This is a genomic window from Citrobacter sp. H12-3-2, from assembly GCF_009649895.1.
GTDB lineage: Bacteria > Pseudomonadota > Gammaproteobacteria > Enterobacterales > Enterobacteriaceae > Citrobacter > Citrobacter portucalensis.
The window spans coordinates 3993600-4006681 of the sequence record NZ_CP045837.1 but is presented as its reverse complement, the minus strand read 5'-3'; the positions used below and the strand labels follow the sequence as shown (position 1 = coordinate 4006681).

The 13082-nt window shown below is 53.2% G+C and carries 11 protein-coding genes; 9 read left to right on the top strand and 2 right to left on the bottom strand.

Annotated features, from left to right (window positions below; translation table 11 throughout):
• Positions 1–224 precede the first annotated feature (224 nt).
• The 6 genes from acnB (at position 225) to GHC22_RS19100 (ending at position 7511) form a co-directional block, all read left to right on the top strand.
• Positions 225–2822: a bifunctional aconitate hydratase 2/2-methylisocitrate dehydratase gene (gene acnB / locus GHC22_RS19125; RefSeq protein WP_008786215.1), complete on the top strand. Its 2598-nt coding sequence runs from the start codon at positions 225–227 to the stop codon at positions 2820–2822.
• Between the two features lie 174 nt (positions 2823–2996).
• Positions 2997–3359 (top strand): protein YacL, encoded by a 363-nt coding sequence (yacL, locus tag GHC22_RS19120; protein WP_020996227.1) that lies wholly within the window; start codon positions 2997–2999, stop codon positions 3357–3359.
• A gap of 180 nt (positions 3360–3539) precedes the next feature.
• Positions 3540–4493, top strand: a complete 954-nt coding sequence (locus GHC22_RS19115) for a 2-keto-3-deoxygluconate permease 1 (RefSeq protein ID WP_008786218.1) — start codon at positions 3540–3542, stop codon at positions 4491–4493.
• Positions 4490–5761: a D-threonate kinase gene (locus GHC22_RS19110; protein WP_153753726.1), complete on the top strand. Its 1272-nt coding sequence runs from the start codon at positions 4490–4492 to the stop codon at positions 5759–5761. The genes GHC22_RS19115 and GHC22_RS19110 overlap by 4 nt, the downstream gene beginning before the upstream one ends.
• Positions 5751–6734, top strand: coding sequence for a D-threonate 4-phosphate dehydrogenase (locus GHC22_RS19105; protein WP_008786220.1), 984 nt, complete (start codon positions 5751–5753; stop codon positions 6732–6734). Before GHC22_RS19110 ends, GHC22_RS19105 begins: the two co-directional genes overlap by 11 nt.
• Before the next feature lie 9 nt (positions 6735–6743).
• On the top strand, positions 6744–7511 hold the full coding sequence (locus GHC22_RS19100; RefSeq protein ID WP_032942381.1) for a DeoR/GlpR family DNA-binding transcription regulator: 768 nt from the start codon (positions 6744–6746) through the stop codon (positions 7509–7511).
• A 30-nt stretch (positions 7512–7541) separates the two neighbouring features.
• Here GHC22_RS19100 and GHC22_RS19095 read toward each other — a convergent pair whose 3' ends face one another.
• Positions 7542–7889, bottom strand: a complete 348-nt coding sequence (locus GHC22_RS19095; protein WP_032941691.1) for a YacC family pilotin-like protein — start codon at positions 7887–7889, stop codon at positions 7542–7544.
• A gap of 153 nt (positions 7890–8042) precedes the next feature.
• On the opposite strand from GHC22_RS19095, the gene cueO reads away from it, so the two are divergent.
• The 3 genes from cueO (at position 8043) to hpt (ending at position 12286) form a co-directional block, all read left to right on the top strand.
• The gene (gene cueO / locus GHC22_RS19090) at positions 8043–9659 is read left to right on the top strand and encodes a multicopper oxidase CueO (RefSeq protein ID WP_057067420.1); all 1617 of its coding nucleotides are present in this window, start codon (positions 8043–8045) and stop codon (positions 9657–9659) included.
• Between the two features lie 183 nt (positions 9660–9842).
• The gene (locus tag GHC22_RS19085) at positions 9843–11498 is read left to right on the top strand and encodes a methyl-accepting chemotaxis protein (protein WP_048236121.1); all 1656 of its coding nucleotides are present in this window, start codon (positions 9843–9845) and stop codon (positions 11496–11498) included.
• A 251-nt stretch (positions 11499–11749) separates the two neighbouring features.
• Entirely contained in the window at positions 11750–12286 is a 537-nt protein-coding gene (hpt, locus tag GHC22_RS19080) for a hypoxanthine phosphoribosyltransferase (protein ID WP_003018658.1), read from the top strand.
• 70 nt (positions 12287–12356) lie between these two features.
• Here the strand turns inward: hpt and can are convergent, their stop codons facing one another.
• The gene (can, locus tag GHC22_RS19075) at positions 12357–13019 is read right to left on the bottom strand and encodes a carbonate dehydratase (protein ID WP_008786227.1); all 663 of its coding nucleotides are present in this window, start codon (positions 13017–13019) and stop codon (positions 12357–12359) included.
• Positions 13020–13082: the final 63 nt, after the last annotated feature.

Below are 13082 nucleotides of genomic sequence, written 5' to 3'. Positions count from 1 at the left end.
GACTTAATTTCGCCTCACCTTGTCGCTATACCATTCTTAACGATTCAGCCAATTTTTTATGTTGCTTTTTTGTAAACGGATTAACACTTAATGAAAATCCTGTTATTGTGCCTTATGCGGTACCGGGCATTTACCCTACTAACTACTGTCTCACAGGAGCGTGAAGAGAATCGCCCATCTACAAAAGCGCCGCATTATGACAATGAGAGCGAGGAGATATCGTCGTGCTAGAAGAATACCGTAAGCACGTAGCTGAGCGTGCTGCCCAGGGGATTGTGCCAAAACCTTTAGACGCAACCCAAATGGCTGCACTTGTCGAGCTGCTGAAGACCCCGCCTGTGGGCGAAGAAGAATTCCTGTTAGACCTGTTGATCAACCGTGTTCCTCCTGGCGTAGATGAAGCCGCTTATGTTAAAGCTGGTTTTCTCGCCGCTGTCGCAAAAGGCGACACCACCTCCCCGCTGGTTACCCCAGAAAAAGCCATTGAACTGCTGGGCACCATGCAGGGTGGTTACAACATTCATCCGTTGATCGACGCGCTGGACGATGCAAAACTGGCACCGATTGCCGCCAAAGCGCTCTCTTCAACGCTGCTGATGTTCGATAACTTCTACGATGTAGAAGAAAAAGCCAAAGCGGGCAACGAATATGCGAAGCAGGTAATGCAATCCTGGGCTGATGCCGAATGGTTCCTGAACCGTCCAGCTCTGGCTGAAAAAATCACCGTTACCGTCTTTAAAGTGACGGGTGAAACCAACACCGATGACCTTTCTCCGGCACCGGATGCATGGTCTCGCCCGGATATCCCTCTGCACGCCCTTGCGATGCTGAAAAACGCCCGTGAAGGTATCGAACCGGATCAGCCGGGCGTGGTTGGCCCGATCAAACAGATCGAAGAATTGCAGAAAAAAGGTTACCCGCTGGCTTATGTGGGTGATGTTGTCGGTACCGGTTCTTCGCGTAAATCCGCAACCAACTCCGTGCTGTGGTTCATGGGTGACGACATTCCTCATGTGCCGAACAAGCGCGGCGGCGGCCTGTGCCTCGGCGGCAAAATTGCACCTATCTTCTTCAACACCATGGAAGATGCGGGCGCACTGCCGATTGAAGTGGACGTGTCGAACATGAACATGGGCGACGTGATTGACGTTTACCCGTTCAAAGGCGAAGTACGCAACCACGAAACCGGCGAACTGCTGGCAAGCTTTGAGCTGAAAACCGAAGTCCTGATCGACGAAGTACGCGCCGGTGGCCGTATCCCGCTGATCATCGGTCGTGGCCTGACTACCAAGGCGCGCGAAGCGCTGGGTCTGCCGCACAGTGACGTATTCCGTCAGGCGAAAGACGTGGCGGAAAGCAGCCGTGGCTTCTCCCTGGCACAAAAAATGGTTGGCCGTGCCTGCGGCGTGAAAGGCATCCGTCCGGGCGCGTACTGCGAACCGAAGATGACCTCCGTCGGTTCTCAGGATACTACTGGCCCTATGACCCGTGACGAACTGAAAGACCTGGCGTGCCTGGGCTTCTCGTCTGACCTGGTGATGCAGTCCTTCTGCCACACTGCGGCGTATCCGAAGCCGGTTGACGTGAACACGCATCACACGCTGCCAGACTTCATCATGAACCGCGGCGGTGTGTCGCTGCGTCCGGGCGACGGCGTTATTCACTCCTGGCTGAACCGCATGCTGCTGCCGGATACCGTAGGTACCGGTGGTGACTCCCATACCCGTTTCCCTATCGGGATTTCCTTCCCGGCAGGTTCTGGTCTGGTGGCGTTTGCTGCGGCGACCGGCGTGATGCCGCTGGATATGCCGGAATCCGTTCTGGTGCGTTTCAAAGGCAAAATGCAGCCGGGTATCACCCTGCGCGATCTGGTACACGCCATCCCGCTGTACGCGATCAAACAGGGTCTGCTGACCGTTGAGAAGAAAGGTAAGAAGAACATCTTCTCTGGTCGCATTCTTGAAATCGAAGGTCTGCCGGATCTCAAAGTGGAGCAGGCGTTCGAATTAACCGACGCCTCCGCTGAACGTTCTGCTGCCGGTTGTACCATTAAGCTGAACAAAGAGCCGATCGTTGAGTATCTGAGCTCTAACATCGTTCTGCTGAAGTGGATGATCGCAGAAGGTTACGGCGATCGCCGTACGCTGGAACGTCGTGTGCAGGGCATGGAAAAATGGCTGGCGGATCCGCAGTTGCTGGAAGCCGACGCTGACGCAGAATACGCGGCAGTGATCGACATCGATCTGGCGGATATCAAAGAGCCAATCCTGTGTGCACCGAACGATCCGGACGATGCGCGTCTGCTGTCTGACGTACAGGGCGAGAAGATCGACGAAGTGTTCATCGGCTCCTGCATGACTAACATCGGCCACTTCCGTGCCGCTGGTAAGCTGCTGGATGCGCACAAAGGCCAACTGCCAACGCGTCTGTGGGTGGCTCCGCCAACCCGTATGGATGCGGCACAGCTGACCGAAGAAGGTTATTACAGCGTGTTCGGTAAGAGCGGTGCGCGTATCGAAATTCCAGGCTGCTCTCTGTGCATGGGTAACCAGGCGCGTGTAGCCGACGGCGCAACGGTGGTGTCGACCTCTACCCGTAACTTCCCGAACCGTTTAGGTACCGGAGCGAACGTCTACCTGGCTTCTGCGGAGCTGGCGGCGGTTGCGGCGCTGATCGGCAAACTGCCGACGGCGGAAGAGTACCAGACCTATGTGGCGCAGGTAGATAAAACGGCCGTAGATACTTACCGTTATCTGAACTTCGACCAACTGTCTCAGTACACCGAGAAAGCCGATGGTGTGATTTTCCAGACCGCGGTGTAATGCCCTAAAGCATTTTGTGTAAAAACGCATCAATGCCCGGAGAAGTCTGCTTCTCCGGGCATTTTTATTTCTATTCCTTATACCCACTACGCTTTTTTTCTGCCGCGCTGCTGCGATAATTACAGCAAGGCGCAATGCGGTATTGGCGCATTGCCGGGAGTAGAGGAAGACATTATGGATTACGAATTTCTGCGCGATATTACCGGGGTGGTAAAAGTGCGTATGTCCATGGGCCACGAGGTGGTGGGGCACTGGTTTAATGAGGAAGTGAAAGAAAACCTGGCCTTACTTGATGAAGTGGAACAGGCAGCGCGTGCGGTTAAGGGCAGTGAGCGCTCCTGGCAGCGAGCAGGGCATGAATACACGCTCTGGCTGGATGGCGAAGAAGTGATGGTTCGCGCTAATCAGCTGGAGTTCTCTGGCGATGAGATGGAAGAGGGGATGAGCTACTACGACGAAGAAAGTTTTTCGCTCTGTGGTGTAGAGGACTTTCTTCAGGTTGTGGCGGCATACCGCGAATTTGTGCATCAATCCTGAGATATTTCAGATATCAATGAAGCCGGGTGAGACAAACCCGGCTTTTTTTTCGTCCGAATGATTATTTGATTTTTATTAATCATTCAAAAACTGTGATCTGCCGCGTTTGTGATCTGATTTTGATTGAATATAATCGTTGTGATTTTATTTAATCACAACATAACAACAGGCGGGAAGACCATGAACATCAAGAAGGCAATAGAACGCGTACCCGGCGGCATGATGGTTGTGCCGTTGGTTATCGGTGCCATTATCAACACTTTTGCCCCGCAGGCGTTGCAGATCGGTGGATTCACCACGGCTTTATTTAAAAATGGCGCGGCTCCCTTGATTGGCGCGTTCCTGCTCTGTATGGGGGCGGGAATTAGCGTAAAGGCGGCGCCGCAAGCTTTGCTACAAGGCGGCACGATTACGCTGACCAAGTTACTGGTCGCGATTGCAATTGGTCTCGGGGTTGAACACCTGTTTGGCGCGGAGGGCATCTTTGGCTTAAGCGGTGTTGCCATTATTGCGGCAATGAGTAACTCCAATGGCGGGCTTTACGCGGCGCTGGTTGGCGAGTTTGGCAATGAACGTGATGTCGGTGCGATCTCCATTTTGTCTCTGAATGACGGACCTTTCTTTACCATGATCGCGCTGGGCGCGGCGGGTATGGCAAATATTCCTATCATGGCGCTGGTGGCGGTTCTTGTTCCGCTGGTGGTTGGCATGATCCTCGGTAACCTCGACGCTAATATGCGTGACTTCCTGACCAAAGGCGGTCCACTGCTCATTCCTTTCTTTGCATTTGCACTTGGAGCCGGTATTAACCTGGAAATGCTGCTGCAAGGCGGTCTGGCGGGCATTCTGCTGGGCGTGCTGACCACCTTTGTGGGCGGTTTCTTTAACATTCGTGCCGATCGTCTGGTTGGCGGGAGTGGTATTGCTGGTGCTGCGGCATCCAGTACGGCGGGGAACGCCGTCGCGACGCCACTGGCTATAGCACAGGCCGATCCCTCGCTGGCAGAGGTTGCCGCTGCGGCAGCGCCGCTGATCGCTGCGTCAGTCATTACAACCGCCATTCTGACGCCAATTCTTACGTCGTGGGTCGCGAAAAGGCAGTCTCGTCAGGCCGTGCAGGAGAAGAAAGCATGAAAATGATCGTTATCGCCGATGACTTTACGGGCTCTAACGATACCGGCGTACAGCTGGCGAAAAAAGGGGCGCGTACCGAAGTAATGCTGACCCCAGCGCAGAAACCGTCGCGCCGCGCCGATGTTCTGGTCATCAATACGGAAAGCCGGGCGATGCCGGCAACGCAGGCCGCCGCGGCTGTACAACAAGCGTTAGCGCCATGGTGTGAGGGCGAAGCAATACCGCTGGTATACAAAAAAATAGACTCGACATTTCGTGGCAATGTGGGGGCTGAAGTCACTGCAGCCATGCGTACAGCCGATCGGACGCTGGCCGTGATTGCGGCGGCAATTCCTGCTGCCGGGCGCACCACGCAGGATGGCTTGTGCCTGGTCCATGGTGTGCCGCTGCTGGAAACGGAATTCGCCAGCGATCCAAAAACGCCTATTCACTCTTCGCGTATTGCTGAACTGGTCGCGCTGCAAAGCGATGTCCCTGTACATGAGGTGTCGCTGGTGGATGTGCGTCGGGGAAGTTTGAGTGCGCTGCTGAGCGCTTTTGCAAAAGCCGGCGAATGTATGGTGGTGGTGGATGCCGTGGAAGAGCGAGATCTCGCGCTCATTGCGCAGGCGGTTTGTGAGCAAAAACAGATGCCGCTACTCGTAGGGGCTGCGGGGCTTGCCAATGCGCTACCGGCCGCAACGTTTATGCAAGAAAAGCAGGAATTACCGGTGTTGGTTGTGGCTGGCTCAATGAGTGAGGCAACGCGACGTCAGGTGGAAAAAGCAGTGTGTCAGGGGCGGGCAAAAGTCGTTGATATCGATGCCGCGCGGTTGGTTGCATCGTCATTTGCACCGGAAATGGACTCTGTTATTGAACAGGCTTGCGCGCAACTGAGCCAGCAGCAGCACACGATCTTACGCACCAGTCGATGGGCAGAAGACCGGGACATGATCGACACGCTGTGTTTCAACGTGGGGATGAGTCGCCAGCAGTTGGGAGAACTGCTGAGTCAGCGTCTAGGGGAGATAACGCTGCGCATTATTGAACAAGCACGTATCGGCGGATTGTTCCTGACCGGAGGCGATATTGCTACGGCGGTCGCCAGTGCGTTGGGTGCTGAAGGGTATCGCATCCACAGTGAGGTCGCCCCCTGTATTCCGTGCGGAACGTTTGTGAATAGCGAGATTGACGACTTGCCGGTTATTACCAAAGCGGGTGGATTCGGTTCTGATACGACCCTTTGCGATGCGCTGTATTTTATTGAGGAGATGTACCGTGGTAACTAAAACAATTGCGATTACGATGGGAGATCCGGCGGGGATTGGTCCGGAAATTATTGTTAAAGCGCTACGCGAAGATGAACTTAATGGTGCACCGCTGGTGGTGGTTGGGTGCCTAAAAACGCTGCAGCGGTTACAGGCTCAGGGGCTGGCTGACGGAGTAACATTTCGCGCTATTGAACAGGTCGCCGATGCCAGATTCACGCCAGATACGATTCATGTGATTGATGAACCGCTGGCGAAACCTGACGAACTGGTCCCTGGTACAGTGCAGGCGCAGGCGGGCGATCTGGCCTATCGCTGTGTGAAGCGGGCGACTGAACTGGCGATGAAGGGGGATGTACATGCCATCGCGACCGCGCCGTTGAACAAAGAAGCGCTGCATCTCGGCGGACACAATTATCCTGGGCATACCGAACTGCTGGCAACGCTAACCGAAAGCCGCGACTATGCGATGGTGCTGTACACCGATAAGCTGAAAGTTATCCATGTTTCGACGCATATCGCTCTGCGCAAATTCCTTGATACGCTCAATGGGCAACGAGTCGAAACGGTGATTGGTATCGCGGATACCTTCCTGAAGCGCGTAGGCTTTGCACACCCGCGTATTGCCGTTGCGGGGGTAAATCCACATGCCGGAGAGAATGGCCTGTTTGGCGATGAGGAAATTCGTATTGTCGGACCCGCGATTGAGAATATGAAAGCGAAGGGGATGGATGTTTACGGTCCGTGCCCGCCGGATACCGTGTTTTTACAGGCTTATGAAGGTCAGTATGACATGGTGGTGGCGATGTACCACGATCAGGGGCATATCCCGCTGAAATTGCTGGGTTTCTATGATGGTGTAAATATCACAGCAGGTTTACCGTTTATTCGTACCTCTGCCGATCACGGTACGGCATTTGATATCGCCTGGACGGGAAAAGCAAAATCTGAGAGCATGGCCGTATCGATCAAACTGGCAATGCAACTGGCGTAATTTACTGTTATGAAAGGGCAACACCGTCTGGATAAGATTGTGGCGTATTTGAAAAATCATACGCTGGTTACCGTGGAACAGTTGGTTGACGCGGTTGACGCCTCTCCAGCAACGATCAGGCGCGATCTCATCAAGCTGGATGAACAGGGTGTGATCAGCCGCAGCCACGGCGGTGTTGCGTTACGACGCTTTGAAGCGGCGCAGCCAACCACAAACGAAAAGCAACTGCGATCGCCTGCTGAGAAACGGGCGATTGCGCGTTTTGCCGCCTCAATGGTGCGTGCGGGCGATGCCGTGGTGCTTGATGCCGGTACCACAATGCTGGAGCTGGCAAAATGTCTGACGCATTTGCCGCTGCGAGTGATTACCGTTGATCTGCATATTGCCCTGTTTTTGTCAGAATTCCGTCAGATAGAGGTGACGATCGTCGGTGGACGCATCGATGACAGCAGCCAGTCCTGTATTGGTGAGTTTGGCCGGAAAATGTTGCGCAGCGTCTATCCTGATATTGCTTTTATGAGCTGTAACACCTGGAGTATGGAAAAGGGTGTAACCACGCCAACGGAAGACAAAGCGGGATTAAAGCAGGAAATTATTGCGAATGCCCAGCGGAAGGTATTGCTGGCGGATAGCAGTAAGTACGGCGCACATTCGTTATTTAACGTCGCGCCGCTTAGTTGCTTTACCGATGTTGTTACCGATGTGAATCTACCGCCAAACGCGCAGGCTGAATTAAAAGCGCAATCCGTTGCCCTGACGCTGGTACAGCCAGAGTAACTGCACTCTCAACCCTGATTGCGCCGGAGATTATTTAACGTAGGCCAGCAGGCTCAGAGAGTCACGCGCCAGCGCTTTGCATTTCTTTGCTGTTGGGATGCCGATACCGCTGAGATCGCGGTAGCTGTCTTCACCCAACGCTTTCATATTGAAGGTGTCGTAATTACTCAGGTCCCACTGGTTTTGCTGGGCAAAAAAGACCAGTGCGCGACGAATCTGCCCATTAGGCAAATTCTGGTATCCACAGTCATTTTTCAGAAAAACAAAAACTGCCGTTAAATCGGCCATATCTTCGGCTTCGGACTCGCTGAGCGCGTAGCTATTTGCGCATACGGCCATCAGGGTGCCGAACAAAACTGTTCTGAAAAACGTCTTCATTGCTTCTACCACTGCATCACGGAATTTAAACGTTAGCATACTGCGAGCGAAGCGACGACCTTTATTATTAGCCGTTCACTTGACCTTCCCGTAAGGGGAAGGCTTATGCTTAAAAGATAGCCTGCTTAAGCTGCTGAATATAAGGAAGTGATTATGCAACGTCGTGACTTTTTAAAGTACTCCGTGGCGCTGGGCGTCGCGTCAGCGTTACCTCTGTGGAGCCGGAGCGTATTTGCCGCAGACCGCCCTGCATTGCCCATTCCTGACCTGTTAACCGCGGATGCCTCAAACCGTATGCAATTGGTGGTGCAAGCCGGAAAATCGAGCTTTGCTGGTAAAACAGCGACGACCTGGGGATATAACGGCAATTTACTCGGACCTGCGGTCAAGCTGAACAAAGGGCAGTCGGTGACCGTGGATATCCATAACCAGCTTGCCGAAGAGACGACGTTGCACTGGCACGGTCTGGAAATCCCCGGTGAAGTCGACGGTGGGCCGCAAGGCATTATCCCGGCGGGCGGGAAACGTTCAGTGACCTTCACGCCGGATCAGCGGGCGGCGACCTGCTGGTTCCACCCGCATCAGCATGGAAAGACCGGCCGTCAGGTAGCTATGGGACTGGCCGGACTGGTGCTGATTGAAGATGAAGAGATTCGCAAGCTGATGCTGCCTAAGCAGTGGGGCATTGATGATGTGCCGGTGATTATTCAGGATAAACAGTTCTCTGCTGATGGGCAGGTTGATTATCAACTGGACATCATGACCGCCGCCGTCGGCTGGTTTGGCGATACGCTGCTGACCAACGGGGCGATTTATCCTCAGCATGCCGCACCGCGTGGCTGGTTGCGTCTACGCCTGTTGAATGGTTGTAACGCACGCTCACTGAACATTGCGGCCAGCGACAATCGTCCTTTGTACGTCATTGCCAGCGACGGTGGACTGTTGGCTGAACCGGTAAAAGTGACCGAGCTTCCTATGCTGATGGGCGAGCGCTTTGAAGTGCTGGTGGATGTCAGTGACGGCAAAGCTTTTGATCTGGTCACTCTACCAGTCAGTCAGATGGGGATGGCGATTGCGCCATTCGATAAGCCGCACCCGGTGATGCGCGTTCAACCGTTGCTGATTACCGCTTCCGGCACGCTGCCAGATTCGCTGACATCCATGCCATCGCTGCCATCACTGGAAGGTCTGACGGTGCGCAAGCTGCAGCTGTCGATGGATCCGATGCTCGATATGATGGGCATGCAAATGCTGATGAAGAAATACGGCGGTCAGGCCATGGCGGGTATGGATCATGGGAAGATGATGGGCCATATGAATAATGACAATATGGGCCACGGCAATATGAATCATGGCAATATGAATCACGGTGAGATGGGGAATATGCAGCATGGCGACATGGGCAACATGAAGCATGGAACATTCGACTTCCATAATGCCAACCGGATTAATGGCCAGGCATTTGATATGAATAAACCGATGTTTGCCGCGGCGAAAGGTCAGCACGAACGCTGGGTGATTTCCGGCCAGGGCGACATGATGCTGCATCCGTTCCACATTCACGGCACGCAGTTCCGCATTCTGTCTGAGAATGGCAAAGCGCCTGCCGCACACCGCGCGGGATGGAAGGACACTGTGCGGGTAGAAGGCGGCGTGAGCGAGGTGTTAGTGAAGTTTGACCACGACGCGCCAAAAGAGCATGCCTATATGGCGCACTGCCATCTGTTAGAGCATGAAGATACCGGGATGATGCTCGGCTTCACCGTCTAAAAAATTACGCTGTGCTTATCCGGCCTGCAGAAATCTCTCGTAGGCCGGATAAGACACAGTCTCTTTACAGCGTTTCACCGCACGACTCCCTCCTCCTGCAAATTCTGCTATTGCACATAAAGTAATCGCCTTTGAAGCCGATAATCATTGGGTACCCAATGTGAATTCAATGGATGAAATACTATGATTAAAAATGTGCGTGTTATTACCGGCATTCTTCTGGTTCTCGCCATTTTCTGTTTGCTACAGGTCGTGACAGGAAGCTTTTTTTATTCTGCGGTAAACAATGATCGCCATAATTTCCAGAACTCAGGCACCCTGAATGCCCAACAGGAAAATCTGAGTGATAGCGTCAATACGCTGATTAAAACCCGAGTAACGGTAACCCGCGTAGCAATACGTTTCTTAAAGAATCAACGCGATCCAGCCTCACTGGCGGCCATTGATACTTTGCTAAAAACGGCGAGTGAGTCGATGAAGAAGGCTGAGGGATACTTCGCGCATTATCAGTCATTGCCGCAGGTGTCGGGGCAGAATCCGCAAATTGCATCTGAAATGGAAAAACAGTATCGGCAGATGCACGACGTGATGGCGTTATCGATAGAGTATCTGCGCGCGAATAACTATCAGGCCTATGGCGATCTTGATGCTCAGAAGGCGCAGGATGAAATGGAAGCCAGCTATGACCAGTGGCGTAACGAAAACAACGCGTTGCTGCAGCACGCGGCGGCGGAGAATCAGCACAGCTTTACCCGCATGCAATGGACGTTAGGGGCAATTGTCGTCGCTGTGCTCATCGTTCTGGGCATGATCTGGAGTGGGTTGCAGCATATGCTGCTTAAACCCCTGGCGCAGATCATGGAGCATATCCGTATTATCACCCGTGGTGATCTGACCCATCAACTCGACGTCCAGGGACGTAATGAAATGGGACGTTTGGCGACGGGCTTAGATGAAATGCGACAGTCGCTGATTTCGACAGTCACGTCGGTGCGTAACAGCTCAGAAACGATTCATAGCGGCGCAACGGAAATCTCATCAGGTAACAACGATCTGTCTTCGCGTACTGAGCAGCAGGCTGCTTCACTTGAAGAGACAGCCGCCAGCATGGAACAGCTTACCGCGACCGTGAAGCAAAATACGGACAATGCGAAACAGGCGACTCAACTGGCTAAGAATGCGTCTGATACTGCCGCACGTGGTGGACGGGTTGTTGATACTGTCGTGCACACGATGAGTGAAATTGCCGGTAGTTCACAGCAAATTGCGCAGATCACCAGCGTCATCGACAGTATTGCTTTCCAGACCAATATCCTGGCGCTCAACGCGGCGGTTGAGGCTGCCAGAGCAGGAGAGCAGGGACGCGGATTTGCTGTTGTGGCGGGTGAAGTCCGTACCCTGGCAAGCCGTAGCGCTCAGGCAGCCAAAGAGATCAAAGCGTTGATTGATAACTCAACCCACAGCGTGGGGATGGGATCTCAGCAGGTGTCGGACGCGGGTAAAACGATGAAAGAGATTGTCGCAGCGGTCACCCGTGTGACGGACATCATGGGGGAAATCGCCTCAGCCTCGGAGGAACAGAGTCGGGGGATTGAGCAGGTGAGTCTCGCGGTCTCGCAGATGGACAGTGTCACACAACAAAACGCCGCGCTGGTAGAGGAGTCTGCCGCCGCAGCCGCTTCGTTGGAACAACAAGCTGAACAGTTACGCCTGGCCGTGGCGGCATTTCGCATCACTCGCGATGCCTCCAACAGTGAGCATCGAAAACCACCTAAGGATACTCCACGAGCGACCTCTGCGGGGAGTTCGCCACAAGATCCGCACTGGGAAACGTTTTAGCCACAGACTGCCGTGCACTCCTGGTTTTGATTAATAAGCGTACAAAAAACGACGCAAACGGGTTCTCCTGTGAACTATCAGAGGAACCCGCTCTCTTTACTGGTATACTTCATCAACTGAATTGTTTGTATGCTGTCGCAAGTTTTGTGGTTAGAGCGGGTCGCCGTCTGTCAGTCGGTGTATCAACGTAAGCGCTTTCTTTCGATCTGCATGATGTGTCAACTGATAAAAATCAGTGAGTTATAGGGTTTATGAAACATACTGTTGAAGTGATGATCCCGGAAGCGGAGATCAAAGCGCGTATTGCTGAACTGGGGCGCCAGATTAACGAACGTTACAAGGACAGCGGCAGCGATATGGTGCTGGTTGGTCTGTTACGTGGCTCATTTATGTTTATGGCGGATCTGTGCCGTGAAGTGCATGTCTCTCACGAAGTCGATTTCATGACGGCATCCAGCTACGGTAGCGGAATGTCTACCACGCGTGATGTTAAAATCCTGAAAGACCTGGATGAAGACATTCGTGGCAAGGACGTGCTGATTGTCGAAGACATCATCGACTCCGGCAATACGCTGTCCAAAGTGCGTGAAATTCTGAGCCTGCGCGAGCCGAAATCCCTGGCTATTTGTACGCTGCTGGACAAACCTTCTCGTCGTGAAGTGAATGTTCCGGTCGAGTTTATCGGCTTCTCAATTCCTGATGAGTTTGTGGTCGGTTACGGCATTGACTATGCCCAGCGTTATCGCCATCTGCCGTATGTTGGCAAAGTGGTGCTGCTGGACGAGTAACTGGCTGGAGCGCCTGATGGCGCAGGTTTGTAGGCCGGGTAAGGCGTCGCCGCCTCCCGGCAATGTCACATTATTTATGGTTACTGTGTTTCTGACTCAGGTTAGACAACCCCTGGCGATAGCGCTGTTCCAGCGTTTCGCGGCTGGTGGCGGTGACGTCGAGATCGCGCAGCAGGCCATCATGAATACCGTAAGCCCAGCCGTGAATGGTCACTTTCTGACCGCGCTTCCAGGCTGAACGCATAATGGTTGAGTGGCCCAGGTTATAGACCTGTTCCATGACATTCAGTTCGCACAGGGTGTCCATACGACGTTCCTGCGGCATTTCGCCCAGCAGTGAGCTGTGTTTGAACCAGATATCGCGGATGTGCAGTAACCAGTTATCAATCAGCCCCTGTTCTTTATTTTCAATCGCCGCCTGGACGCCGCCGCATCCATAGTGGCCGCATATAATAATATGTTCCACTTCCAGCACATCCACCGCATACTGAACCACTGAGAGACAGTTCAGGTCGGTGTGAATAACCAGATTGGCAACATTGCGGTGAACAAATAATTCGCCCGGTTCAAGACCGGTTAATCGTTCAGCGGGAACGCGGCTATCGGAACATCCAATCCATAGAAAACGCGGATTCTGGGCATGTGTCAGCGTTTCAAAAAATCCGGGATCTTCTTCTATCAGCATCTTTGACCATAGTGCATTGTTGCTGATGAGTGTATCTATGTCTTTCATGGAGTAGCACGACCCGAAGCCAGATAAATTCGATGGGCTAATATAGGGTAACTCCATCATTAT